The following is a 24,869-nucleotide window of genomic DNA, read 5'->3' as shown; positions in this document are numbered from 1 at the left end:
GTGTATTGTATATAGCTCTTGAAAGCTGTGTAGCATCAGAGGCTCTGAGTACAACAGGCAGCCATTACTAACTTCTCCTCCTGCAAGAGGGAGAGGTATGGTCTATAGATACCGCAGCTGTTAAGACTTATATTTCTGCTACTAATGTATGGAAGCACCTACTTCATCTTCGGCAACAAGCGGGAGAAACGGGTTATAGGCAATTTCCCAAAGGTTTTCGTCGGGGTCAGTGATATAGCTGCTGTAACCGCCCCAGAATACTTTTTCCGGCTGCTTCAGCACTTTTGCGCCTTTTGCCTCCAGCGACGCCACCAACTCGTCCACTTCCCGCTCTGACTGCACATTGTATGCCAGCGAGAATCGCCGGAAACCCTTTCCATCTGCCGGTACACCTGCGTCATCAGCCAGGGACTCCTGCGGAAAAAGGGCCAGCTGAATTCCCTTCAACTGAAAGAAAACGATTCCTTCGGTGCTCATGGAAGTGGGTTCCCATCCAAAGACATTCTGGTAAAAGGCCTTGGACCGCTGAAGGTTTGTTACGCCAAGAGTGATGAGGGTTAAGCGTTGTTCCATATTGTGTAATAAATGTTATAAGAAGGTACTGTCATGTTGTATTTTAAAAGAAGCCGGAGGATAGGTTTTAACCTGCCACTATATCTCTATTTTTAACTGCTCCGATTTTCCACCATAGCTCCAGGTCTTTACGTCCTGCGTCTCAAAGTAATAAATAACGCACTTAACTTTCTGATAGCCTAGTTGCCGGAAACGGACGGCATAATGGTCGAGGCGGTTGCGGTGGCTGGGTTCCGGTGGCGGCACCTTAAACTCTATCAGCACCACTGCATCACCATCAAACACAATACGATCTGGTTTATATAGATAGGCACGGGCATCCAGCACCTCTTTTTCATGCTCCACCACCACGTTTTTGGAGAAATAGTGCGCCATCTTCGGGTGGTGCAACACTTCGTTCAGCTTTTGCCGGAGTTCAGGTTTATCCCTGTCGCTGATGAGGCCTTCATACACCATCTGGCGCAGCACCTGGTCCAGCTCTGCGGCAAAGGCCATGCGGGCGAGGGCATAATGCAGCTTACGGTTTTGCTGCCGCTGTATGGCCTGCGTCTCAAAGTCAAAGACGTTGTTGGCGTGCTGCTTTATCTTGAGTCGTTTCTCCCAGTCGGTGGCGGTAAGGTAGTCTAAGTTATAGGTTTTGTGTTGTTCTGCTTCCCCGGTATGAGCCACACGTGGTGTACCTTTGGCAACCTGATAGCAGAACTTACCGGGCTCCCACAACTCCTTGTGCACAAGGAAGCGGTACAGCAGGTGGCTTATATTTTTGGCAGAGCCCTCTAATGCCCGCCCTGCTTTCTTTTCTTCCAGAAAATCCTTTCCATTGCCAATCAGGAAAAGCCTGTCTATAGGTCGTGTCAGGGCCACATACAGCATGTTTAGGTTTTCGATAAAGGTTTTCTCTACCTCCGTATTGTATTGCCCTGCAAGTATGGTTTTCTCCAGTTTAGAACTTATGGTAACTGCCACGCTCCTCAGCTTGCCTGTTACGCCTACTTCCTCTGGTAACTGGCTCCACATCAGCGACCGGTTCATTGGTTCTGTGCTCCAATCCGCAAAAGGGATGATAACGACAGGATAGGCCAGCCCTTTCGATTTATGAATGCTGGTGATGGTGATGGCATCGCGGTTCTTAGGGGTATTGATGCTTAGCTTTTCTTTCTGCACATCCCAATACCCCAAAAAGTTGTTCAGGTTATTGCTGTGCTTGAGGCTATACTCCAGCACCAGGTCCAGGAAGCGGAAGAGGTATTCACTCTCGTTGTTCTTGTCCAGGAGGTTAAAGATGCGAATCAGCTTTTCTGTCAGCTCATAGATAGAAAGGTTGCCGGTCTCGCGCTCCTGCACATCGAAGCCTAACACCCGCAGCTGGTCGAAAAACGGCTGGCTGTCCTGCTCGTTCGCAATCTCAGCAATCCTTTGCGTCATGCTTACATCCGGTATGGTTTCCAGCACTACTTTGCATACCAGGTACAGCGCCTCCGACTTTGCCAGCGTATCGTTTGGCCTGTTGAAGACGCGGAAAAGTGAGATAATCAGGTTGATGACCTCTGCGAACTGCAGCGAAAGCGAATCCTGGGAGATGATGTTGAATTGCCGCTCCTTCAGGAAGTTTGCAATAAGTTTGCTTTTGTTGTTCGTGCGGCACAGCACAGCCATGTCCTGCAATTGGTATCCTTCTTCCAACCCCAGCTTCACGAGCTGCAGCACCATATTCAGCGTGCTTTCGTCATAGCTCAGCACTTCGGGGCGGGTGTACTGCTCATATAACGTGTCTGTGCGGCTGCAGCTGTTCAAGTCATAGGTGTAGTTGGTGTCTTCCGGGTACGTAAACATAATCTGGATATGCCCGCCCTGCTTATCGTTACCCAACGGCACCTGTTGCTGGAACTTATCGTCATAAATGGAAGCGAACATTTTGAACTCCTGGTGCCCCTGGCTGATGTAGGTAAAGAACTCATTGTTGAAGTCGATTATTTCCTTCCGGCTTCTGTAGTTTTCGCGCAGTGTATCCGGCTTAAGTGCATGATCCACCGTCTGGTAACGCTCCTCAATCAGGTGCCCGTGCCGGCGGTTCTGGTACAGGCTCTTCGTGTTCTCCTTGTATAAATGAAGGATCTGCTCCATCTCACCGCCCCGCCAGCGGTAGATGGCCTGCTTTGCATCGCCTACCACCATACTAAAGTGGCCGGAGGCCAGGGCATTATCCACGAGCGGGAGCAGGTTGTTCCACTGCAGCACAGACGTATCCTGAAACTCGTCAATCAGGATGTGGTTATATTTCTCGCCGAGGCGTTCATAAATAAACGGCACCGGCTCCTGCAGCACAATGTCGATGATGCGCTTGTTGAACTCTGAAATATGGACTGTGTTCTTATCCCGCTTTATCTCCTGCAGGCATTTCTCCATCTCATTCAGCACCGACACCTTGTACAGGTGTGGCACGATGGCCTGGATCAGCGTGAATGTTTTTGCATACTGTTCCTTGATGGCCTCTATCTGCTGGTAAAGCGCCGTCAGCGCTGGCTTGATACTATCTATTTGTGCTTTTGTTGCAGGGGTGGCTTTGCCTGCGTACCATTTGTCCTCTTTAATTGTCTGGCGGGCATAGTTGTTGCCGTAATTGAGGTCCACATATTTCTGCCAGGTATTGAAGTAGGAGTAAAGGCCGCGGGTGCTCTGGAAGAAGTCGGCAGGGGAGAGGCCGGCATTCATAATAGTTTCCATGGCCTCACTTGCAGTTGATTTCACAGCCGCTTCCACTTCCTGCACTACCTGCTTCAGTTGCTCCCGTACTGCTTTGAAATCCTCCAGTGTCAGTTTCTGAAGGTCCGTAACAGCTTCGTATACCTGTTCATTCAGCAAGTTTTTGGCAAAGTCCATCAGGTCATCGGGCAGCATCGTCCAGCTCTTGCCCTCACGGGCTTTCTCCAGCGCATACTGCTCCATTGTCTCCGACAGCAGGTCATCTTTGCTGTCGCTCACCTTGTCGAGCAGCAGCGATACAGCCGTACTCACCAATGTATTCGAATCTAGGTCTACCTCAAAATTGTGCGGTATGTTCAGCTCCCGCGTAAAAGCCTGCACAATTTTGTTTACAAAACTGTCTATGGTACTGACGGAGAAGTCGCTGTAGTTGTAGAGAATCTGTCGGAACAGCGCCTTCGACCGTCTCCGCACCTCTTCTTTGTCCAGCTGTTCCTGCGGGTATTCTTCCTGTAGGTCTGCTGTTATGCTTTCCAGTAGTTGCTCGCTTTTTGCCTTATCCTTTTCTGCTATAGTGTTGTCGTTGAAGTTGCGGAGTGCTGCCAGTATACGCTCTTTCATTTCGGCGGCGGCATCGTTTGTGAAGGTAATGGCCAGGATAGAGCGGTAATAGTCAGGGTCAGAAGTCTGCAGCGCCAGCTTAAGGTATTCCTTCGTCAGGTGATACGTTTTGCCCGAACCGGCAGAGGCAGAGTATATTTTGAAGGTTGATGGCATAAAGAAGGGAATCTGATAGTATAAAGATACACCTTCTGAGGGCCTGCAGGCAAATCAATGCCAAAATCTTTCCAAACATTTAGCTTAAAGGCTATAGCATCAGGTACATAAAATAAAGAGCCTCTATCCTGGTGGGACAGAGGCTCTATCTGGGGGCTTTTCGGTTTGTTAACTGGCGTAAGCCAGCTGGCCTGAATGCTCACTGTTGAATGGCGCAAAGTCTTTCACACACACATGATACATGATGCGCGCCATGGAAAGGGAGTAGTCTGTGATCAGGCACTGCTGCTGCTCTGCACTCATCAGCGCTTTGCTGTTGCCAATGTTGAACTTGTTCAGCTCGATTACTTCATCAAAATTCTGGCGCAGGGTTTTCAGGGCTCTGAAGGAAGGCTCATTGTAATAGAGCGGGATGACCTGGCAAACGGCATAACTGCCTTTTGCACGCTCCTGCTGGATGGTTTTGCAGAGCGATTCTATATTCATCTTATCCAGATCTGAGATGATAACATAAAAGACATTCCGGCGGTCCATGTTCACAGCTTTTGCTGGTGCACTACCTAACAGCATGTTGCGCTGAATTTTAGAGTTGTGCTGGAAAGCTTCATCTTTCAGTATTTTGTTATGGATTTTGAAAGCAAGCGCACCGGAAGCGATAAGGTTAAAGTCTTTACCTTTAGTTGAAATTTTGGAAAAATGTAACATAAGAATAGGTCGTTTAGGTTAGGGTATATTTTTTAAGTTTTTTAACCTGGTATTAACCGTTGCGGCAGTGCTATCAACTGTTAATGGTTTCAAAGGCACACAACACCTCACTTACACATTGCTGGCGTAGAAGGACTTCGAGATACTGCTTTTATTAGTTCAATTAAAAGTTCTGGTAAGAGCTGTTTATCAAGCATTTATTTGACTTTCGTTTGGTTAATTACGCGAACTAAATCCAAATAATTCACGTATTTATTTCATAATTGGTAAAAGGCTACATTTGCTTGGTAAACTGATGTTTGTAACGGGTAAGAGGTCTCAATGTTACTATTTTAAAGAGAAAATTTATGATTTTGCGAATGTTTAAACAGTAAACAGAGATGAAAACTTAACAAAGTATAATGATAAAGTGGAAGCAGTGAAATAAGAGCGGAAGTCTCTTAAAACAGTACAAAAAGAATAAACAATTAATTTTTACTAAGCATTAGCTATACTCGTTATTTATGCGTACTTTTGTACCCGATTTGGTACAGTCTGAATTACTGATAAAGGATACTCCCACCGTAGGCTAACCTGGTTGTTTATCGTTTTTGTGTCGTTCTCTTAAGAAAACAGAGAAATAGGTTGAATAGCAGGCTGCCCCAGGTTGAGAAAGTATAATAAGTAAAGCAGATGAACAAAATTAGATTTGACGAGCTTCCGCTATCGCCGGAAGTCCAGCGTGCTATCGCTGACATGGGCTTCGAAGAAGCCTCTCCCATCCAAACACAAGCCATTCCGGTTGTATTAGAAGGACGAGACATTATTGGCCAGGCCCAGACGGGTACTGGTAAAACGGCTGCCTTCGGTATTCCGACTATTGAAACCATCGATCAGCATGATCGCAGCGTACAGGCCCTTATTCTGTGCCCTACGCGCGAACTGGCTATCCAGGTTTCAGGCGAAATTCAGAAGCTGGCGAAATATAAGACAGGTATCAGTGTAGTGCCTATCTATGGCGGACAGCCATATGAGCGCCAGCTACGTGCCCTGAAGCAGGGTGTACAGATTGTGATCGGTACACCAGGACGCGTGATGGACCACATCCAGCGCGGTACACTGGTGCTGGACAATGTGAAAAAGATTATTCTGGACGAAGCAGACGAAATGCTCGACATGGGTTTCCGTGAAGACATCGAGTTTGTGCTGGAGCGAATCCCGGAAGACCGCCAGACGATCTTCTTCTCAGCTACCATGTCGAAGCCGATCATGGAGATGACGAAGCGTTACCAGACGGATCCGGTTATTGTGAAAGTGGTACACCAGGAGCTGACAGTAACTAATATTGACCAGGTATATTTTGAAGTGCGCAGCAGCGCCAAGCAGGAAGCGGTTTCGCGCCTGATTGACATGTACAACCTGAAATCTGCCATCGTTTTCTGTAACACGAAGCGTATGGTGGATGAACTGGTGGATGGCCTGCAGGCCCGTGGTTATTTTGCCGATGCCCTGCACGGCGACTTAAACCAGAACCAGCGCTCTAATGTAATGGGCAAGTTCCGTAACGGTACGCTGGAAATTCTTGTAGCCACTGATGTGGCCGCACGTGGTCTTGACGTGGAAAACGTAGAGGCGGTTATAAACTATGACCTGCCTCAGGACGAAGAGTCTTACGTTCACCGTATCGGACGAACTGGCCGTGCCGGTAAGTCAGGCAAAGCCTTCTCCTTTGTAGGTGGCCGTACGGACGGATATAAGATAAAAGACATCATGCGCTTCACGAAAGCGAAGATTGTTTTGCAGCAGATTCCTTCACTGGAAGATGTAAATGAAATTCGCACGACGCTGTTCTTTGATAAAGTGAAAGAAGTGCTGGAGAAAGGACACTTAGCCAAGCATGTGGCGCGTATTGAGCGTTTTGTGAACGAAACAGACGGTTACACGCCACTTGATGTAGCGTCTGCTTTGCTGAAGATGAGCATGAAGGAGGCCAAGGTGAAGGAAAAAGGCGCGGAGGCTGAAAAAGGGCTCAGCGCTACAAAAGATGGCATGGACCGCCTTTTCATCACCATCGGTAAAAAAGACCAGGTGCATCCAAAAGACCTCATCGACCTGCTTGCACAGAATGCCAGCATACCAGCCGGAAGGGTAGGAGACATCGACCTGTACGACAAGTTCAGCTTTGTAGAGGTGCCGTCTGAGTATACAGCCGAGATTGTGGCCAACTTAGGTCGTATTGATTACCAGGGCCGTTCGGTGGTGGTAGAGAAATCGCAGAAGAAAGGCAGCGGCCCGAAAGAAGGTGGCCGTGGCGGCGATGACTTCGGCTTCAGCGACAGGGGCGGAGACAGAGGCGACCGCAGAGGGGGTGGCGGCTTTGACCGTGACAGAAACCGTGGCGGCGGCGGCTCTTTCAGAGACAGAGACCGCAGAGGCGGCGGCGACCGCGACCGTGGTGGTGATCGCGACAGAAACCGTGGCGGCGGTGGGTTCCGTAAAAGAAGATTCTAAAAAAATATTAAACATTTAGACTTTGGCTCCGTACACTGTATCATACAGAGTTTAAAGTGTAAAAGCTTTTAAAGCTGTTAGAAAAGGCCGACTTGAAACGTCGGCCTTTTTGTTTTAAATAAAATCTGACTGCTGGGCTGCTTAATCCTTACTTTATAGTGCATATACGTTTACTCTCCTATTATCCTGAATAAAGGATTTTACACATCCCTTCATCTTGAATGAATCAGTTTTTCAGCGTTTGCTTACGATACAGATTGAACCATTTGGGCAAAAAAAAGGAGCCGAAGCTCCTTTTAGGTGAGTTTGCACATATATGCTTACTTATTCGCTTTTGCAGCATCGCGCAGTGAACGGATGTGGTCGTGTGCGCTTTTTACATCCTGATACTGTTGCTGTACAATTGGCTTTAATTCACCTGGCAGGTTCTTGTCCAGTGCTTCTTTGTAGGCTTTTACAGCATAATCCTCGCCACGCTCACATTCTTCCAGTACACGTACTCTATCCTTCGAGGTAAGCGCTGCCTTGATATCAATAAAAGCTCTGTGAAGTGTTCCCTCGATAGAGCTGGACTCATCGTCGGTAGCACCCATTTTGTGCAATTGGTCCTGTAATTCTGTGATCATGCTGTCACGCTGCACGGCATACTTCCTGAAGAGGTCCTTCAGGTCTTTATCTTCAATATCCTCAGCTGCTGTCTTATAACCTTTCGCACCGTCTTTACATCTTTCGATCAGGTGGTGTATGGTTGATTGTACTTCTTTATCCATTTTCATAGTTCTACAAATTTTAGTTTCTAATATGCAGATGTACTCATATTATTCTAAAATAGTTGCCATAGCTCTACAATGCTGCCGTTTTTGGTAAAGGGGTAGCCATGGCTTTTCCTGCCAGAAAACCGGTGGTCCAGGCAGCCTGGAAATTGAATCCTCCTGTGATGCCGTCTATATCCAGTACTTCACCGGCGAAGAATAAACCCGGCTGCACGCGGCTCTCCATCGTCTTCATATTCACTGAGGCCAGGTCTACACCACCACACGTAACGAACTCTTCTTTAAAAGTGGTTTTGCCTTTTACTTCTACCGGCACGCGCAGCAGTGCCTCCACCAGCTTGTTGGTGTTTTTTCCTGGCATCTCAGCCCATCGCACTTCTTCGGGCACTTCGGCTATAGTACAAAGTGTTTTCCAGAGGCGCTGTGGTAGCCCGAACAGTGGGTTGGTACTTACTACCTTTTTTGGGTGCGCCTGCCTGTATGCCTGTAGATGTTCCCGTAAGCTTTCTTCTGTGTATTCCGGTATCCAGTTTATGAGAGCGGTAAAGGTGTACTGCTGCTCATGGAAAACACGTGCTCCCCAGGCTGACAACTTCAGGACAGCCGGACCGCTGTAGCCCCAGTGTGTGATGAGGAGCGGTCCTTCATACTCCAGCTTCTGGCCTGCCACCCGCACCTTTGCCTTCGGTACCGACACCCCTTGTAGCTCCTTCAGAGGAGAGGAGGGAACATTAAAAGTAAACAGCGAGGGTACCGGTTCCTGAATCTTGTGGCCCAATTTCCGCAGCCAATCATATCCGTTGGATTTAGGATTACCTCCTGTACTTATAAGCACCTTATCAGCCATGACCCGTTCACCAGATGAAAGCTGTAGCGTGAATACGGGATTACCTTCTATAGATTCTTCGACTTGTATATTTTCCACGGCAGCACCGGTACGAATCTGCACGCCTACTCTTTTTGCCTCCTGCAAAAGGCAATCGATGATAGTCTCTGAGTTGTCTGTGGTAGGAAACATACGGCCATCAGGTTCTGCCTTCAGCTGTACGCCACGCTGTGTAAACCAATCTACTGTCTCCTGTGATCCAAATGTTTTGAAAGCTTCTTTTAGCTGCCGGGCGCCTCTGGGGTAATGCTGCGATAGGAGGCTGGGGACAAAGCAATGATGGGTTACATTACAGCGGCCTCCGCCCGATACCCGCACCTTGGAAAGCAGTTTGCCTGACTTTTCCAGCAGCAGCACGCTGGCTTTAGGGGCGTTTTGTGCACTGGTAATTGCCCCGAAAAACCCAGCGGCGCCACCACCTATCACTATAATCTTCTGCTGCATCTAAGGAATGGTTGAAGTTAAATTTCAGCTGAAAAGAGTGTTCGCAAATTTATAGTATAATGACGAGGCAGGCCTTCAGCTATTTTTAAATGCAAAGATACTAAAAGAAGCTCATTGGGTCAGGGTAGAGGAAACTATAGGACAAGGCATCCTTTATTTTCTGGCTGTTGATGAGCTTAAAGTGCGTCTCATCCATGTCATTGAACTCAGGAGGAGTAAGACCAAGTGCCAGTGCTGCCTGGTGATAGAATTCTTTGCGCAAGGGGTGCATGTCTGCACAGGCATGAAATGTCTTACCCCAGATATCCTCCTCTACTATGCGATGCAGAATGTTGAGACAATCGTCCAAGTGTATCAGGTTAACTGGGGCGTCCCCGTTAGGAACATTTTTCTTACCGGCCAGAAAACGACCAGGCTTTCGGTTTTCACCTACCAAGCCGCCAAAACGCAGGACGGTTGTTAACCAGCCGTCACCCTGCTGAAAGAGTTTTTCGGCTTGCAACAGCATATGGTCCGGTTGCTGTTCTTCAGTAAACAGGATGTCTTCTTCGGTAATCACTCTGTTCAGGTCAAGGTATACGGAGGTGGAGGATATAAATAAAATGCGGCTAACGGGAGAGTCAGCCAGGAATTGCAGGAGAAGGTGCATTTGTTCCAGGTAACTTTCGCCGCCATCGGAGCGCAGGTGCGGCGGAATGTTGAGTACCAGCACCTGTGCCTGCAGGAATTCTTTTAAAGCCTCCCGGTCCAGGTTTTCATCCTGCAGGTTCAGTAAATACGGTCGAATGCCATTCTGCTGCAGTAACTCCAGTTTCCGGGGAGTTGTAGTGGACCCTTTTACATCGTATCCTGCCTTCGTCAGCCGTTCTGCCAAGGGCATCCCCAGCCAGCCACAACCCATGATACTTATTTCCTCTTTAGTACCCATTCTTCTTTTCTTTTATTTCTGTAAATATAGAGATTAACAAAATCAGGCGCATGCTGTTTAAGAAAGCGGTGCGGCAGGTACAGGTGCCGGGTTAATTAATTTTGAATGGACTACGATGTTGTTGTACTTGGCTCAGGCTTTGGCTCGCTGACAGCGGCGGCGCTGCTGGCAAAGCGGGGGCTGAGGGTAGGCGTGCTGGAGCAGGCAAAATACCCAGGTGGGTGTTCTTCTTCTTTCAAGCGCAAAGGCTATTGGTTTGAAACGGGCGCAACCACCTTGGTAGGCCTGGACGAAGGTATGCCGCTGCGCTACCTGCTGGATGAAATTAGAGAGGAGGTTTCGCTACAGAAACTGGAGCCGCCGATGCAGGTGCACCTGCCAAATGGTGAAACCCTTACCCGGTACGGTTATTTGGAAGACTGGATTGCAGAGGCTGAGAGAGTATTTGGTAAACACAGTCAACGGCCTTTCTGGGAGCATTGCTACAAAATAAGCCAGCAGGTCTGGCGTACGTCGCTGCAGCAACGTAGCTTTCCTTTTTCTAACCTCAGAGACCTGCTGCTTTCTGTTGCCCGTGCTCGGCCAGCCCAGCTACATCTTCTGCCTGCTGCTTTCCGGACCATGGAGGATATGCTGCGCCACTACGATTTGTTGCAGGACAAGCTATTCGTGGATTTTGTAAACGAGCAGTTGCTTATTACAGCTCAGAACAAGCTGGAAGAAGTAAACGAGCTGTTTGGCGCGACAGCTCTGTGCTATACCCTGTACAGCAACTACTATGTACCCGGTGGACTCATTAACCTGGTAAACCCCATTGTCAACTATATTAGCAGGCAAGAGTCTAGGGTGCTGCATGGGCAAAAAGTGCAGCGCGTTTCAAAAGAAGAAAACGGCTACGTGACAAGCACAAGCAAAGGCAGTTTCAAAAGCAGGTTTGTGATCAGTGGCCTTCCGCTGAACAACACGATGCAGCTTTTTGACGATAAAAAGATTCAGCAGACGCTTCAAAAACATGTGATGCCTTCCGAGATGTTGAACGGGGCCTTTACGATGGGGCTGGTATTACAAGGGCAGTCAATTCCTGAAGTACTGCACCACCAGGTACATGTGCCGGAAGGTTTGCCGCTTATCGGGAGTAAAAGCATTTTTATTTCCTTCAGCCACCCGGAGGATACCCTGCGTGCACCTGCCGGAGAGGTGGTAGCCAGCATCAGCACCCACGTGAAGCACCCTGAGCAAAACGTAATAGAAGATAAAGCAGTTATCCAAGCAGCCATTGTGGATGCGCTGGTCAGGCAACAGCTGATCCGGAGAGAAAATATTGTGTATGAGCAGACAGCCACACCTGGTGCCTGGATTTTCTGGACCCAGCGGGCCTATGGCGCCGTAGGCGGCTATCCGCAGTACCAGCACGTAAAGCCCTGGCAAATGAAAGATGCCCGCCTCGACCACAAAGGCGCCTACCTGTGCGGCGACACTGTTTATCCGGGGCAGGGCATTGTAGGAGTTTGCCTCAGCGGCATCATTGCCGCCGAGAAGTTGTTACAGGATCATGCGGTGTAGTGAACCGTAATATGAAGGAGCACAGCTGACATCAGCTTAGTCAACAGAAGATTCATCATGCACCACCATCGTACGCAGCCCAGCGTAATCCCCGTTTTCTGCTTTGCCGAGTATGAATACCTGGCTCCCGATTTCATGAATCATATACACTTTTACATCTTCCAGCAGGTCGTTCAACTTGGACTTCAGCATCTGGTAACGCTTTTCGTTGCTTTCTCCCTTATTTCTTATGTCCGCTGAAATTCCTCCCATTTCATGAAAGAATTCGTCCAGTTCTCTTGTTTTTACTTCCATACCTGTTGCTTCTCCTGTCCACTCGGTTACTTTCTTAGGAGAGAACGCTTCCCCCTGTTCAAGCTCGCGGTAAAAGAATTCGAAGGGTGCTTCGATATCGCTTTTCAACAACAGGCCGTCCACCGCCTGGTTCAGTTCCTTTTCTAACTGGTCTTTTTCCATAAACCGTACGTTTATCAATTCAAAAATACTTTTCTGTGCTATTTCAAAGCTATTGCTATCTTTATATAAACCAGATGGCGGTTGCGTATCTTCCGCTTTAACCTTTATACGAATAAAACTATGCTGAAAGCAGAACCAATGTTAAAAGAGGGTGCCATGAATGGCAAAACCATCATTGTAACAGGTGGTGGTACGGGACTTGGTCGCTCTATGGTGAAATATTTTTTAGAACTTGGTGCAAATGCTGTTATCTGCAGCCGGAAAATGGATGTGCTGGAGCAGACGGCTAAAGAACTTGAGGAGGAGACTGGGGGGCAGGTATTACCCATTGTCTGCGATGTGCGCAAGTATAATGAGATAGAGAACATGCTGCAGCAAACGCTGGAGAAATTCGGAAAAGTAGATGTGCTGGTAAATAATGCAGCGGGCAACTTTGTGAGCCCGACAGAGCGCCTGAGCCACAAAGCGTTTGATGTGGTAACTGATATCGTACTGAAGGGAAGCTATAACTGTACGCTTGCTTTAGGGAAGCACTGGATAGAGCAGAAGCAGGAGGCAGCTATATTGAACATTGTTACCACTTATGCCTGGACCGGATCCGGATATGTGGTGCCATCAGCGTGCGCCAAGGCCGGCGTATTGGCCATGACGCGCTCCCTGGCTACAGAGTGGGCTAAGTATGGCATCCGCTCAAACGCCATTGCACCGGGGCCGTTTCCAACAGAAGGAGCCTGGACGCGCCTTTTTCCGAAACAACTGGCAGAAAAGCTCGACCCGCTGAAGCGAATCCCGGTAGGGCGTTACGGCGAGCACCAGGAGCTGGCTAACCTGGCTGCTTACCTGGTGTCTGATTACGCTGGTTTCGTGAATGGCGAGGTAGTGACCATAGACGGAGGGGAGTGGCTTTATGGTGCAGGCGAGTTCAATTCTTTCGACGCGATTCCGCAGGAGATGTGGGATGCTATGGAAAAGCAAATGCGCGGCAAAGGGCAGTAGATACACATCTGCTGCGTCGGTATAAAAAAAGCCTCTGCTTTACTGGCAGAGGCTTTTACTACTTTGTTTGTATATCTCAGCTGTTGCTGATAAGCAGTATGGCGATAATGTTGGCACCTAAACCAATGCCCCAGTTCTTCCACACTTTCCCGGACTTGATTTTGCGAGCGCTTTTCCTGTACCCGGAGGCATAGTCTGGCTGCTGTAGCAGCTCCATGCTGGGCGCATCCAGGTTGTGCGTTTTAGGAGGAGTGGCAGAGGTGCCAATAGCCGGTACAAGCCCTACTAACGGTGAAAGTAGGCTGGTTATCAGAACAGCCGTACCAGCTGCTTTGTAGCCGTCATAGTAAGTAATGGCTTCGGCCTGGCCCTGGTTGTAGATTTGTACAGCCGTAGCTGTAGAGCTAAAAGGCGTTTTTGTGATTACAGGTTCTGAGTTGGCGCTGGCTGTGGCTTTTGCTAGTGCTACATCAGACAACTCAAATACCTCGCTTGTTTTATCCTGATACTGAATCAGGGCTACATCCACTTTGGGCACGACATACGTCGGTCCCTCCTGATTCCGGTAGAGCTTGTACTTTACTTCGGTGTTTGAAATCTCCAGAACCTTGGCTTCAACTTTCTCACCTGTTCTTTTGGTGACGATGTCCTGAGCCTGTGCGAACTGCAGCGAGAGGAGGCAGCATAATGCAGAAATTAACTTTGCTTTCATAGATGTGCTTGCTTTTGATATTAAAATATGGAAGCTCAAATATAGTATAGGTGTGATACTTAGCAAACTATTTTATAGTATAAGTTTTCTCCTTTTGTACAGCCTCTAAGCAAGGTCAGAATTCAGGCAGTGGAACGTATACTAATACCAATTGACATCTGCATAATGTCTAACCATAGGTATGTTGACTTTTCTGCATAAGTAGTTATAGCTCATCCAGTGGAATCAAAACCTGGTGCTGTATAGCTGCCTGTGCTCTCCAGGCTGGGGTAGGGGCTCTCTCAAGGGCATCGTGCTGGGAGTTTTTCTGCGCCAGGACGCTGCCGCGCGAGCGGCACCAAAAATTTTTAAACAGAGACCCCTAGCCCCAGGCGCTCAACTTAAAGACTGAAACCAGCTTCATTCCGTGCCAAAGAATAGAAAAATCATGGTTATGGAAGGAGCTTTATGTGAATTGATAGTACATAATAAACAGCAAGCCCCGGCCAAAGTGGCCAGGGCTTGCTGTTTATTCTAAAGTCATTCAGCCTGTCAGGTATGCGGATTTACGTAAGCAGGATCACCTCCTTCGTTTTCTCCTGGTCTGTAGTTTTCCCGAAGCCTTGCCAGTTCCTTTTTACCGTATGCTACTCTCGTAATTATAACGTATAAAACGGGCACCACAAAAATTGCCAAAAATGTTGCCGCTAACATACCGCCAATCACCACCCATCCAATTGTCTGGCGCGATACGGCTCCTGCACCTGAAGCCAGTGCCAGCGGAACCACTCCCAGGATGAAGGCCATGGATGTCATGATGATTGGCCGTAGGCGCAACTTCACAGCCTCAATCGTTGCCTCTACCAGTTCCATTCCGAGGTCCACCCGTTCCTTTGCGAATTCTACAATCAGAATGGCATTCTTGGCGGCAAGTCCAATTAAAGTTATCATACCAATCTGGGCATACACGTTATTGTCCAGCTTTGGCAGGAAAGTCAGCGCCAGGATGGCGCCAAACATACCCAGCGGTATGGCAAACAGAATAGAGAAAGGTACGGACCAGCTTTCATATAAGGCTGCCAGAAGCAGTAGCACCAGTAACACTGACAGTGAGAAGATATAAACGGTGCTATCACCTGCTGACAACTCTTCTCTGCTCAGGCCAGAGAAGTCGTAGCCGTAGCCAGCCGGCAACACTTCTGCCGCCACTTCTTCTAAAGCAATTAAGGCCTGGCCGCTACTGTAACCGGGCGCAGCGCTACCCAGCACTTCTGCTGACCGGAACAAATTATAATGTGAGATAACGGAGGCGTTTTCAACTACTTTGGAAGTCACCAGAGCACTCAGCGGCACCGATTCTCCCAGCCTGTTCATGACATAATACTGCTTCATGCTTTGAATATCCATGCGGTAGGCTGTGTCAGCCTGGGCGACTACCCGAAAATTCCGGCCGTAGCGAGTGAAGTCATTCACATACCTGCTTCCCATAAGAGAAGACATGGTGGCATAAACATCCGCAATATTCACACCCAGCTGTTTTGCTTTTTTCCGGTCCACTTCTACATGGTAACCCGGTGTGCGGGTATTAAAGAAGGAGTAAGCCCTGGCAATTTCCGGGCGCTGGTTCACGGCACCAACAAACTGCCCCAGCACCACTTCAAAATCCTTTAGGTTACCCCCGCCGGCGCGTTGCTCCAGCATAAAGCTGAAACCACCGGAGTTACCGAGGCCCGGAATAGCCGGTGGTGCCACTACCACCACGTTCGCTTCCTTCATAACAGCCAGCCGCTCGTTCAGGGTGGCCATCACACCGGCAAGTTGTTCTGATGCTTCTTCTCTTTCTGCCCAGGGGTGCAACTGAACGAAGATGGTGCCACTGTTCGATTTGAAGGAGAAGTTAATGGCATTTAGACCTCCAATCGCAGTATAGTTTTTGATAGCAGGAATATCTGCCATAATGGTACCCATTTCAGCCAGAACTGCTTCTGTTCTGGTGGCAGAGGAGCCTTCTGGTAACTCAATGGAGACAAACACGCGTCCTTCATCTTCTGTCGGAATAAACCCGGTTGGCTTGGTGGCAAAAAGCCCCACAGTACCAACATACACACACGCCAGCAGCACCAACACCAGTGGGGCCGTTTTGATGCTTCTGCGCACACCACCTGAATAGGACTCCGTTGTTCTGGCAAACCAGTTATTGAATTTGTAAAAGAATTTGTTCAGCCCTCTGGATTTCTTATCCATGTTCATCGGCTTCAGCATTATAGAGCATAGCGCCGGTGTTAGGGTAAGCGCCACAAAAGCGGAGATGAGTACGGAGATGGCAATGGTAATGGCAAATTGCTGGTACAGCCTACCCACAATTCCCGGTATAAAGCCAACGGGTATGAACACCGCCGCCAGGATGAGCGCAATGGCAATAACCGGTGCCGTGATATCTTTCATGGCCTTTCGCGTCGCCTCTTTCGCTGAAATGCGCTCCGTGTCGATATAATGCTGTACCGCTTCCACCACCACAATGGCATCGTCCACTACAATACCAATGGCCAGTACGAACCCGAATAAAGTCAGCGTATTAATAGTAAAGCCCAGCGGAATAAAGAAGACGAACGTGCCTATGATAGAAACCGGAATAGCAAGGATGGGTATCAAAGTGGCCCTCCAGCTCTGCAGGAACAGGAACACCACGATGATAACCAGTATGAGCGCCTCTATCAGCGTTTTCACCACCTCATTTATAGAAACCTGCACGACAGACACTGTCTCGAAAGAAACCACATAGTCCACATCGGCAGGAAAAGACTCTTTCAGCTCGCTTAGTGCAGCATAAACTCCTTCTGCTGTCTCGAGGGCGTTACTTCCGGGTGCCTGGTACATGAGCAGAATAGCCGAAGGTTTCCCGTTGATGGTGGCCGCTCTACCGTAATCAAACCTCCCGAACTCTATCCTGGCCACATCCCGCAGGTACACTATGGAGCCATCTTCCGGGTTGGTATGGACAATAATGTTCCCAAACTCCTCCTGGGTTGAAAGGCGACCTGTGACGGTGATGGGATATTGAAAAGCCTGCGTATCATACTGCGGCTTGGCACCTACCGTACCGGCAGCCACTTGCAGGTTCTGTTCCTGTATGGCGCCTGTAATCTGGCTGGCACTGATGCTGTACTGGGCGAGTTTATCAGGCTTTAACCAGATGCGCATACTGAAATCCTGCCCCAGGGCATTGATGTCACCGACGCCTTTCACACGCAACAGGGCGTCCCGCACATATATATTCGTGTAGTTGTCAAGGTATTCAATGTCATGGGTTCCTTTGGGTGAGAAGATACCCACCACCATCATAATGCTGGGGTTACGCTTTCGCACCGTCACACCCAGGCGCCGTACTTCTTCCGGCAGGCTTGGCTCAGCAATGCTTGCTCTGTTCTGCACATCCAGGGTAGCGATGTCAATGTCGGTGCCTACCTCAAAGGTCACACTCATGTTCATCTGCCCGGTGCTGGTGTTGGTGGAGGTCATGTAGGCCATGCCTGGTGTGCCGTTAATCTGCGTCTCCACAGGGGTGGCAACAGTCTGTTCTACTGTTTGTGCATCGGCACCTGTATAGTTTGCAGTAACAGACACCACCGGGGGGGAGATGTCCGGGTACTGCGTAACGGGAAGATTCATTATGGCCAGCAGACCAACCAGCACAATCACAACGGAAATGACGATGGAGGTGACGGGCCTTCTTATAAATACATCTGAAATCATACTATTTAAGAAAGTGTTACTTTAAAAAATTACCTCGCCGCTGCCGCCGGAGGTGCCTGTGCAGTACCTGTCTGCACTTTTGCGCCCTGGCGCAGCTTCTGAATGCCTTCCACCACAATGGTATTGCCCTGCTCCAGACCTTCGCGTACAACCACATCAGCCCCGAATCTTGTGCCCAACGTCACGTTCTGCTGGTTCACAGAGTCGCCTTGCACCAGGTACACAAAATATTCTCCCAACTGCTCTGTTACTGCCTTAAAAGGAATGACCAGTTGTTCGCCTATGTCCTGGTTCAGCACCTGCACACTTACCGTCATACCAGGAATCAGGCGGCGCTCGGGGTTGGGGAACTCCAAACGAACGGTGGTGGTACCGGTCTGCCGTCCGATGGCACGGTCTATGGCCAGTATTTTGCCAGGGTAAGGGTACTCCGTCTGAATGTCAAGTAAAAGTGTGAACAGTGAGTCGGGCTGTTGCCCCTGCATTAACTGGCTGAAGCGGCCAACTTCCTGCTGGTTTATCACAAAATCCACTGCAATCGGATCGGTAGAAGAAATGGTATTCAGAAGTGGCTGGCCCGGCGATACCTGTGCACCCACACGCACCTGCGAGATGCCGATAGTACCATCAAAAGGCGCTGTAATGGTGGCATAGCCTACATCAGTTGAGGCACTGTTCACCTGGGCTTGCGCTGCACCTACCTGCGCCCGGGCGGTTTCCACATCTGTGCGGGCATAATCTACCTGCTGCCTTGCAATAGCTTCCCGCTCTGCCAGCCGCTCATAGCGCTCCAGGTCTTTCTGTACCCTTGCCAGATTTGCTCTGGCACTCTGCAGGTTTGCCTGCGCCTGCTGAAAGTTTGCCTGATACTTGCTTCTGTCTATTTCGTAGAGCCGCTGCCCCTTTTTTACGCGCTGCCCATCCTGCACATAATAATCAGTAATATACCCGGATACCTGCGGGCGCAACTCCACCTCCTGCAGGGGGACCACATTGCCCGGATAGGTGTCGGTGCCTGTTACGCGTTCTTCTGCAACGGTAAAGGTGTTAACAGGTACGGCAGCGGCGGCTGGATTCTGCTGCGGTGCACTTTCGCCACCACAGGATGCCAAAGCCAGTGGTCCGATGATGGTTGTTAGTAGCCAGGGGAAGTTCCTTTTCATTTAATTTGAAGTTGCTGTTATTATCTGTTTATGTCAATGTTCCCTAAAGCCCTTTGGTAATCCAACTTGCTCGACAGCACGTTGTAAAGCGCATTATAGTAGTTCAGCTGTGTGGCCCGGAGTTCTGTTTCCGCCACCACGAGCTCAATGTAAGCCTTTACACCCTCTTCATACTGCAGTTGTATAATGTCATACACCTCCTGGGCCACCACCAGGTTATCCCTGAGTGTCACCCACTCATAGTAGTCGCTTTTGTAATTGGCTAAAGCTGTCTGGTACTCCGTGTTGATTTCGTTGCGCGTGTTTTCTGCCTCCACCTCGGCACGTTGCTCCTCCAGCCGGGCTGCCCTCAGATTCTGATACCTTCTTCCTCCCTGGAAGAGGGGAAGGGAGAGTTGCAGGCCAACAGCTGAGGTTGGAAACGCATTGTTGTAGAGGGCGGAAAGCTCATTGTTAAAGTAAAGGGAGTTATAGTTGATAAAAGCCGAGGCTGTTGGCAGTATGCCCCACTTCTGATAGCTCGTATTTAACTGCAGCAACTGCTGTTGTACCTGCAACTGCTGAAGTTCTACCCGATTTGCAAACTCAACTATCTCGGTAGTATCTATCAAAACGGCTTGCTGCATGGCATCATAATCATACGCCAGCCCAACTTCTGATTCAACAGGAAGGCCCATTACCTGCTTCAGGTATGCCTGCTTGGCTCTTACTGCCTGCTTTGCCCTGTTCCGGTCGCTGCGGATGTTAGCCAGTGTAACAGCAGCACGTTGGTAGTCTGTTTTATCAACAAGCCCTACTTCAAACCGGCTGCGGGCATCGTTATACTGCTTCTCCTGGCGGACTAGGTTCTCGTCCAGTATCCTGACCTGCTCCATAGTGAGCAGCACATCGTAAAATGCCTTGCTAACAACTACTACCGTGTTTATTTTGGTGTTTATGGTATTCAGATCCAGTTGCTGCCTGGTATAGCGGGCTGCCTTGGAGGCAAGCAGTAACTGGCTGCTAAACAGGGTCTGGTTTGCCTGAAGCAGTATGCTGGAGGTGTAGTTTCTGCCCAGGGTAATCACCTGGTCGCCAAAAGGCTGTTGCTGAAGCTTCAGGTTCCTGACGCCGCTATAACCTGCCGACACCTGAGGTAGCCAGCCAGCGAGTTCTGCTTTAATTTCTCGTTCGCCGATAGCCTCGTCCAAGACGGCCTGCTCAACTGCTGCCCTGTTTTGGAGGGCATAGTCGATACACTCCTGCAGCGTTAGCGCATCTGGTGCTGTCTCTACTGTAGCCTCATTGTTTTGTGCCTGCAGGAGAGTGGGGTAGAGCAGGCTACCCAGCAACAGTGTTTTGAGAAGATGGGGTATGTTCATGAAATGATGCGGTAAAGAATTTTCTGTGTGATTGTTTAATAGGTGAGAGTTATGGAAAGTTGCTGATGTCCGTGAAGCAGCCCGATGTGAGATTTCAACAATAAATGCGCAGAGAGTCTATTTGCTCAATCATAAAGCAGGATTCAGATACTGTTGTTCAGGATTTATTTGGAAGAGAGAGCGGTTACTGTACTGATATTCCATCCCAGAGAATCTGAGCAATTTGTTTTAGCTCCTCATCTCCAAAAGGAATTTTTCCGCTACCATACACTTTTGCAGTCGTGATGATGCTGCCATGTACCAGCACTCCTAAAATCTCAGGGTTCACAGGTCGGAGGTGTCCCTGTTCAATTCCTCCTCTAAAGAAGCAGTAAAGCAGCTTATGAAACTCATCATTCCTTATTTCTTCCATTTTGGCGTTGTAAGGTGAGTTTACAAACTGTTCGAAGAAGCGCAACACATTCGGGTTGTTAATATAGAAGCTGTACAAGCTCCACCATATGGCGAAGAAGCGCTCTTGGTAGGGCAACGTAGTATCATCTACAGTTACTATTGCCTGTATACTTTGCTGCCTCACATAGCTGTATAACTCACATATCAGACGGTCTTTGCTATCGAAGTAATGATATATTGTACCTGCTGCAACACCAGCCTTTTTAGCCACCATACTCATAGGGGTGCCATGAAAACCATTTTCCTTTACAAGTTCCAGTGTGCTCTCTAATATTGCTTTCTTTTTGTCTGCTACAGGCTCCATTAAAAATCTTGATTCCAACTGAACGTTCATTCGGTTGGCAAAGGTAGTTGAAATAGCGGAAACCATCCTGATTCATGCAGAATTTTAGTGTATCTAAGTCGTTTATAGGTTGATGAATGCCCGCACCGGGTAAGTGGAATTAATTAAAAGCAGGAAGGAGAGGGGCTTAAGGCTGTTTCAGGCTCTGTTCCGAATTTATGAGCTATAGGAGCAATTAATTTTATGAGCACTATTAGAACAGCTGTTAGGTCTATATGCGTAAAGCCAGCCATATAAAAAAAGAGGTAAGCTAGTGCTCCCTCTTTTTTTATATTCAAATCAGATAATCTTACTTATCTGTCTCGTAGCCAGATAACTTAATCATCTTGTTGTAATTACCTAAAAGTAAGAAAGACGGAGCCCACTGTCCAACGAACAATGCTTCCTCATCTTTTTTCATTATTTTCAATGTTGCAGAAATAGCCATGGAGCCTAAGGCAGCCCATAAAAATACATCTGAAGGTAATTTAGCAGTATATTTCTCGATAGCTGCTGCTACTGGTCCTTCTTTGTGATCAGGGTTTGCTCTATCTGCTTTTTCTTTTAAATCTCTTGCTGATGTGTCCATAGTTATATTTTAGTTTAAAAATTTGGTCTAATTACTATGAAAACGAAAACCCTGTCCTATTGTTTAGTTTTTCTACTTTAATGTTGGGTTTGAGCATCCTGTGGCACAAAAACAGTTGCTGTGATTTTAAAATCCCGGTCCAGCTTCAACTAAAAATCTAATTATGCTTTCAGGCATAAAAGCCTGTGCTTCATTGCCATCAACATTACTATGAACATGAGTCTGATATAGTCATGGTTTAAAGCAAAAAAGTTTTACCAGCCAGATTTTTTTCAACTTTCGTTATGCATTAGTTCCTCTAAAACCGATGTATTAATCCTTCAGTTTGTAAGTTGGTCAATGAAAACTAACTTAGTCTAATACTTTTCGATTAGCTGCATTTCCTGCTAAAGCAAAACCTTTTAAACTTTTTAAATAACCAACCTAAAACACATGAGAAAACACTACATCACTGCCTTCCTGGCAGTCCTCCTCCTCTTGCCGGCAACCCTTTTCGCACAGACTACCGGAAGAGTGCTGGATAACCTGACGCTGAAAAGCAAAATATTGAAGGACAACCGGAAATATGCGATTTACCTGCCACCGGACTATGACATCTCCAAGCGCAGCTACCCGGTTTTATACCTCCTGCATGGAGCTGGTGACGACCAGACGGGGTGGGTACAATTTGGGGAAGTGCTCCGGATCGCAGACAAAGCCATACTGGAAGGCACAGCAACACCCATGGTGATAGTGATGCCGGATGCAAATACTGGCCAGCGAGGGTATTTTAATGATGTTACAGGAGAGTGGCGTTACGAGGATTTCTTTTTTGAGGAGTTTATGCCCTTTATTGAGAAAGAATACCGCATCAAAGGAGAAAAGCGCTTCCGGGCGGTAGCTGGGCTGTCTATGGGTGGGGGAGGTTCCTTTATGTATGCGCTGCATCACCCGGAGCTGTTCTCATCTGCGTGCCCGTTGAGCGCTGCGGTTGGTCCGCTATCACTGGCAGATGCCAAAACTTTTATGGAGCGGATAGGGAACAAGCCTGTTACAGCAACAGATGCCGCCATAGAGGCACATTACAAGCGCCACAGTGCGCTGGAATTAATTCAGAATATGCCGGAAGATCAGAAAAAGGCTGTACGCTGGTTCATTGACTGCGGTGATGACGATTTTCTTTTTGAAGGTAATGCTTTGGCTCACATTGCTATGCGCAAAAATAACATCCCGCATGAGTTCCGTGTAAGAGACGGTGCCCACAACTGGACTTACTGGCGGGAGTCGCTGCCGAAAGTGCTTTCTTTTGTTTCAGAGGCTTTCCATCAGTATTAAGTTCAGCTCATATTGTATAGTTGAATCTTTGGAAAGCTAAAGGCGGCCACTGTATTCAGTGGCCGCCTTTAGCTTTTTTGTCCTTTTGCTTTTGCCGGCAAATCAGTTCTCCTGCACGGCTTAAAATAGTGGGCTCTAATTTATAGGGAGCCAATGCGGGTGTGGTCGAAGTTGGTATCGGCTTCCCATTGCCTGAACTTATTGATTTCTGTCTGAAAGGCATCAATAAACCAAGCCATCAGGCTCAGGTCATCGAGCAAACCTATAACCGGTATAAAGTCCGGAATGATATCCAGCGGAGTAACCAGGTAAAGCAGCACGGCCACACCAATCATCAAGGATTTCCGGGAGACATTGCGGTAATCTCCGTTGATGTAAAACTTCACCAGCCGGATAAAGGTCATCATAAATTCCTTCAGTTGTTCAAAGCTACTCTTGTTACTATCTACATCCACTAACTTGCTGTAGGCAGATGTTAACAGCAGGCCGAGCTTCGCTGGTTTTCCGAGTAGCCTGCCAGACTTGCCCAGGAATTTCTTGAAAATCGGGTTCTGTGAATATTTTAATCCTTTATGTATCCAGTCGTTAATCATATCTGTTCATGTTGGTTTTAACTCATTTATTACCCTCTACGTGACTAAAGCTATTTAGGCTGCTTAGGCTGCTGTAGCTGCCCTTTGACGGTGCTGAATAAGTGAAAAAATATATGCTATGCCGCTTGTTTCCTATATAAAAGCTGCTTTAAATTGGTGTAAATTACCCCCCAATACCAAAGCACATAACACAAAAATATAATCTGAATGAAGCTTCTCTCTTTCGTGCTTTTATTCCTGCTGTTGCTTACTGCAGCTTTGGCGGGTGCATCCTTCCTGCTCCCAACGCAGCTGGAAGTGCGGCAGAGCATGGTGTTGCCTGCTACTCCTGAAGAGGTGTATGCGCACCTGGTTAACCCGATGGAGTGGGAGAAATGGACGGTAGTGAATAAACAAACGGACCCCAGCATGATTTACCTTTACGGTGGACCGATGGCAGGTACAGGCGCCCGTATGCAGTGGAGCGGAGACAAGGTTGGCAACGGGAAAGTGGTCTTTACCGAGAGCATCAGCCCTTCTTCGCTTCTTTATATAGAGAATGCAGAAGATGACACCAGCAGGTTGCAAGGCTCTTTTATACTAACTGCAGTAGAAGGAGGCACCGAGGTTACCTGGCTGCAGCAGGCTACTTTCGGAGAGAAACCATGGGAAAGATTATCCTGCCTGATGAAATCTTATAAGAAGCAGGATGAGGCGGAAAAGGGGCTGCTGGGCCTTAAAGTATTACTTATGAACAACAGTAAGAAGAAAGCATTAAAGTGAAAAAGCATATGCCAGTTACCATCAACAGACCAACTACAGACGAATATCCGGATTATTACCAGAACTACATGAAGCTCCTGCCGGAGGGCGACCTTCTATTTATGCTCGAGAAGCAGGCCTCAGACTTGCGGTATATGTTGAAGGATATCTCTAATGAGCAGGCAGAAGAAGCGTACGCGGAGGGGAAATGGAGTATAAAGGAGTTACTGCAGCATCTTATTGATTCTGACCGTATTTTCGGATACCGGGCGCTCTGCTTTAGCAGAGGGGAAGAAGCCTCTCTGCCTGGCTGGGACGAAGCAAAATATATTCACAATTCATTTGCTAACATTCGCTCCCTGGAAAGTCTTTTGGATGAATATGAGCTTACCCGCCGATCCAACATGGCCATGTTCCATTCCTTTACGCACGAAATGATAAATAATTATGGTGTAGCAAACGGCCGTAAAATGAAGCTGCGTGGGTTGCTGCATGTTATAGCAGCACATGAACTGCACCACTTAAATATCCTGAAGACGAGGTACCTGCAGAAGCCGTAGTGATAATAAAATCCTATTTATAAAGCGGTGGTTTA

20 protein-coding genes are annotated in these 24,869 nt (G+C 48.1%); 6 read left to right on the top strand and 14 right to left on the bottom strand.

Annotated features, from left to right (window positions below; genetic code table 11):
- Positions 1 to 141: 141 nt before the first annotated feature.
- The 3 genes from ACFS7Z_RS02475 to ACFS7Z_RS02465 form a co-directional block, all read right to left on the bottom strand.
- Positions 142 to 573: a VOC family protein gene (locus tag ACFS7Z_RS02475; RefSeq protein WP_377480355.1), complete on the bottom strand. Its 432-nt coding sequence runs from the start codon at positions 571 to 573 to the stop codon at positions 142 to 144.
- Positions 574 to 651: 78 nt separating this feature from the next.
- Positions 652 to 4,053: a UvrD-helicase domain-containing protein gene (locus ACFS7Z_RS02470; RefSeq protein WP_377480352.1), complete on the bottom strand. Its 3,402-nt coding sequence runs from the start codon at positions 4,051 to 4,053 to the stop codon at positions 652 to 654.
- 168 nt (positions 4,054 to 4,221) lie between these two features.
- The gene (locus ACFS7Z_RS02465; protein ID WP_377480350.1) at positions 4,222 to 4,758 is read right to left on the bottom strand and encodes a hypothetical protein; all 537 of its coding nucleotides are present in this window, start codon (positions 4,756 to 4,758) and stop codon (positions 4,222 to 4,224) included.
- A gap of 672 nt (positions 4,759 to 5,430) precedes the next feature.
- Here ACFS7Z_RS02465 and ACFS7Z_RS02460 point away from each other — a divergent pair.
- Positions 5,431 to 7,248, top strand: coding sequence for a DEAD/DEAH box helicase (locus ACFS7Z_RS02460; RefSeq protein ID WP_377480347.1), 1,818 nt, complete (start codon positions 5,431 to 5,433; stop codon positions 7,246 to 7,248).
- A 320-nt stretch (positions 7,249 to 7,568) separates the two neighbouring features.
- Here ACFS7Z_RS02460 and ACFS7Z_RS02455 read toward each other — a convergent pair whose 3' ends face one another.
- The 3 genes from ACFS7Z_RS02455 to ACFS7Z_RS02445 all read right to left on the bottom strand — a co-directional run bounded on the left by ACFS7Z_RS02455 (position 7,569) and on the right by ACFS7Z_RS02445 (position 10,279).
- Positions 7,569 to 8,024 carry a ferritin-like domain-containing protein gene (locus ACFS7Z_RS02455; protein ID WP_377480345.1) on the bottom strand — a complete coding sequence of 152 codons (456 nt, stop codon included), beginning with the start codon at positions 8,022 to 8,024 and terminating at the stop codon, positions 7,569 to 7,571.
- A gap of 67 nt (positions 8,025 to 8,091) precedes the next feature.
- The gene (locus ACFS7Z_RS02450) at positions 8,092 to 9,351 is read right to left on the bottom strand and encodes a BaiN/RdsA family NAD(P)/FAD-dependent oxidoreductase (RefSeq protein WP_377480342.1); all 1,260 of its coding nucleotides are present in this window, start codon (positions 9,349 to 9,351) and stop codon (positions 8,092 to 8,094) included.
- 100 nt (positions 9,352 to 9,451) lie between these two features.
- Positions 9,452 to 10,279 carry an SDR family NAD(P)-dependent oxidoreductase gene (locus ACFS7Z_RS02445; protein WP_377480339.1) on the bottom strand — a complete coding sequence of 276 codons (828 nt, stop codon included), beginning with the start codon at positions 10,277 to 10,279 and terminating at the stop codon, positions 9,452 to 9,454.
- 105 nt (positions 10,280 to 10,384) lie between these two features.
- Here ACFS7Z_RS02445 and ACFS7Z_RS02440 point away from each other — a divergent pair, with 105 nt between their 5' ends.
- Positions 10,385 to 11,842, top strand: coding sequence for a phytoene desaturase family protein (locus ACFS7Z_RS02440; RefSeq protein WP_377480336.1), 1,458 nt, complete (start codon positions 10,385 to 10,387; stop codon positions 11,840 to 11,842).
- 36 nt (positions 11,843 to 11,878) lie between these two features.
- On the opposite strand, the gene ACFS7Z_RS02435 is transcribed toward ACFS7Z_RS02440, so the two are convergent.
- Positions 11,879 to 12,298 (bottom strand): nuclease A inhibitor family protein, encoded by a 420-nt coding sequence (locus ACFS7Z_RS02435; protein WP_377480333.1) that lies wholly within the window; start codon positions 12,296 to 12,298, stop codon positions 11,879 to 11,881.
- 120 nt (positions 12,299 to 12,418) lie between these two features.
- Between ACFS7Z_RS02435 and ACFS7Z_RS02430 the strand changes: the two genes are divergently transcribed.
- Positions 12,419 to 13,294: an SDR family oxidoreductase gene (locus ACFS7Z_RS02430; RefSeq protein WP_377480330.1), complete on the top strand. Its 876-nt coding sequence runs from the start codon at positions 12,419 to 12,421 to the stop codon at positions 13,292 to 13,294.
- 76 nt (positions 13,295 to 13,370) lie between these two features.
- On the opposite strand, the gene ACFS7Z_RS02425 is transcribed toward ACFS7Z_RS02430, so the two are convergent.
- The 6 genes from ACFS7Z_RS02425 to ACFS7Z_RS02400 form a co-directional block, all read right to left on the bottom strand.
- The gene (locus ACFS7Z_RS02425) at positions 13,371 to 14,006 is read right to left on the bottom strand and encodes a hypothetical protein (protein WP_377480327.1); all 636 of its coding nucleotides are present in this window, start codon (positions 14,004 to 14,006) and stop codon (positions 13,371 to 13,373) included.
- A gap of 531 nt (positions 14,007 to 14,537) precedes the next feature.
- On the bottom strand, positions 14,538 to 17,738 hold the full coding sequence (locus ACFS7Z_RS02420) for an efflux RND transporter permease subunit (protein WP_377480324.1): 3,201 nt from the start codon (positions 17,736 to 17,738) through the stop codon (positions 14,538 to 14,540).
- Positions 17,739 to 17,767: 29 nt separating this feature from the next.
- Positions 17,768 to 18,901 (bottom strand): efflux RND transporter periplasmic adaptor subunit, encoded by a 1,134-nt coding sequence (locus tag ACFS7Z_RS02415; protein WP_377480321.1) that lies wholly within the window; start codon positions 18,899 to 18,901, stop codon positions 17,768 to 17,770.
- 20 nt (positions 18,902 to 18,921) lie between these two features.
- Positions 18,922 to 20,262, bottom strand: coding sequence for a TolC family protein (locus ACFS7Z_RS02410; protein WP_377480318.1), 1,341 nt, complete (start codon positions 20,260 to 20,262; stop codon positions 18,922 to 18,924).
- A 184-nt stretch (positions 20,263 to 20,446) separates the two neighbouring features.
- The gene (locus ACFS7Z_RS02405; protein ID WP_377480315.1) at positions 20,447 to 21,037 is read right to left on the bottom strand and encodes a TetR/AcrR family transcriptional regulator; all 591 of its coding nucleotides are present in this window, start codon (positions 21,035 to 21,037) and stop codon (positions 20,447 to 20,449) included.
- A gap of 310 nt (positions 21,038 to 21,347) precedes the next feature.
- Positions 21,348 to 21,626, bottom strand: coding sequence for a hypothetical protein (locus tag ACFS7Z_RS02400; RefSeq protein ID WP_377480312.1), 279 nt, complete (start codon positions 21,624 to 21,626; stop codon positions 21,348 to 21,350).
- A 432-nt stretch (positions 21,627 to 22,058) separates the two neighbouring features.
- On the opposite strand from ACFS7Z_RS02400, the gene ACFS7Z_RS02395 reads away from it, so the two are divergent.
- Positions 22,059 to 22,940, top strand: a complete 882-nt coding sequence (locus ACFS7Z_RS02395; RefSeq protein ID WP_377480310.1) for an alpha/beta hydrolase — start codon at positions 22,059 to 22,061, stop codon at positions 22,938 to 22,940.
- Positions 22,941 to 23,080: 140 nt separating this feature from the next.
- Here the strand turns inward: ACFS7Z_RS02395 and ACFS7Z_RS02390 are convergent, their stop codons facing one another.
- On the bottom strand, positions 23,081 to 23,533 hold the full coding sequence (locus tag ACFS7Z_RS02390) for a YkvA family protein (RefSeq protein ID WP_377480307.1): 453 nt from the start codon (positions 23,531 to 23,533) through the stop codon (positions 23,081 to 23,083).
- A gap of 207 nt (positions 23,534 to 23,740) precedes the next feature.
- Between ACFS7Z_RS02390 and ACFS7Z_RS02385 the strand changes: the two genes are divergently transcribed.
- Both ACFS7Z_RS02385 and ACFS7Z_RS02380 read left to right on the top strand, forming a co-directional pair.
- On the top strand, positions 23,741 to 24,295 hold the full coding sequence (locus ACFS7Z_RS02385; protein ID WP_377480304.1) for an SRPBCC family protein: 555 nt from the start codon (positions 23,741 to 23,743) through the stop codon (positions 24,293 to 24,295).
- A gap of 8 nt (positions 24,296 to 24,303) precedes the next feature.
- Positions 24,304 to 24,834, top strand: a complete 531-nt coding sequence (locus ACFS7Z_RS02380) for a DinB family protein (RefSeq protein ID WP_377480301.1) — start codon at positions 24,304 to 24,306, stop codon at positions 24,832 to 24,834.
- Positions 24,835 to 24,869 lie beyond the last annotated feature (35 nt).

Origin of the sequence: Pontibacter toksunensis, from assembly GCF_042686245.1 — a bacterium.
GTDB classification, from domain to species: Bacteria; Bacteroidota; Bacteroidia; order Cytophagales; family Hymenobacteraceae; genus Pontibacter; species Pontibacter toksunensis.
The sequence above is the reverse complement of the archived record's forward strand: the minus strand, read 5'-3'. Positions and strand labels throughout refer to the sequence as shown.

Coding starts and splice junctions, on each gene's coding strand:
- ACFS7Z_RS02460 (WP_377480347.1), top strand. CDS start 5,431: ATGAACAAAATTAGATTTGACGAGCTTCCGCTATCGCCGGAAGTCCAG.
- ACFS7Z_RS02470 (WP_377480352.1), bottom strand. CDS start 4,053: ATGCCATCAACCTTCAAAATATACTCTGCCTCTGCCGGTTCGGGCAAA.
- ACFS7Z_RS02475 (WP_377480355.1), bottom strand. CDS start 573: ATGGAACAACGCTTAACCCTCATCACTCTTGGCGTAACAAACCTTCAG.
- ACFS7Z_RS02390 (WP_377480307.1), bottom strand. CDS start 23,533: ATGATTAACGACTGGATACATAAAGGATTAAAATATTCACAGAACCCG.
- ACFS7Z_RS02465 (WP_377480350.1), bottom strand. CDS start 4,758: ATGTTACATTTTTCCAAAATTTCAACTAAAGGTAAAGACTTTAACCTT.
- ACFS7Z_RS02440 (WP_377480336.1), top strand. CDS start 10,385: ATGGACTACGATGTTGTTGTACTTGGCTCAGGCTTTGGCTCGCTGACA.
- ACFS7Z_RS02450 (WP_377480342.1), bottom strand. CDS start 9,351: ATGCAGCAGAAGATTATAGTGATAGGTGGTGGCGCCGCTGGGTTTTTC.
- ACFS7Z_RS02400 (WP_377480312.1), bottom strand. CDS start 21,626: ATGGACACATCAGCAAGAGATTTAAAAGAAAAAGCAGATAGAGCAAAC.
- ACFS7Z_RS02395 (WP_377480310.1), top strand. CDS start 22,059: ATGAGAAAACACTACATCACTGCCTTCCTGGCAGTCCTCCTCCTCTTG.
- ACFS7Z_RS02430 (WP_377480330.1), top strand. CDS start 12,419: ATGCTGAAAGCAGAACCAATGTTAAAAGAGGGTGCCATGAATGGCAAA.
- ACFS7Z_RS02435 (WP_377480333.1), bottom strand. CDS start 12,298: ATGGAAAAAGACCAGTTAGAAAAGGAACTGAACCAGGCGGTGGACGGC.
- ACFS7Z_RS02420 (WP_377480324.1), bottom strand. CDS start 17,738: ATGATTTCAGATGTATTTATAAGAAGGCCCGTCACCTCCATCGTCATT.
- ACFS7Z_RS02385 (WP_377480304.1), top strand. CDS start 23,741: ATGAAGCTTCTCTCTTTCGTGCTTTTATTCCTGCTGTTGCTTACTGCA.
- ACFS7Z_RS02445 (WP_377480339.1), bottom strand. CDS start 10,279: ATGGGTACTAAAGAGGAAATAAGTATCATGGGTTGTGGCTGGCTGGGG.
- ACFS7Z_RS02380 (WP_377480301.1), top strand. CDS start 24,304: ATGCCAGTTACCATCAACAGACCAACTACAGACGAATATCCGGATTAT.
- ACFS7Z_RS02425 (WP_377480327.1), bottom strand. CDS start 14,006: ATGAAAGCAAAGTTAATTTCTGCATTATGCTGCCTCCTCTCGCTGCAG.
- ACFS7Z_RS02415 (WP_377480321.1), bottom strand. CDS start 18,901: ATGAAAAGGAACTTCCCCTGGCTACTAACAACCATCATCGGACCACTG.
- ACFS7Z_RS02410 (WP_377480318.1), bottom strand. CDS start 20,262: ATGAACATACCCCATCTTCTCAAAACACTGTTGCTGGGTAGCCTGCTC.
- ACFS7Z_RS02455 (WP_377480345.1), bottom strand. CDS start 8,024: ATGAAAATGGATAAAGAAGTACAATCAACCATACACCACCTGATCGAA.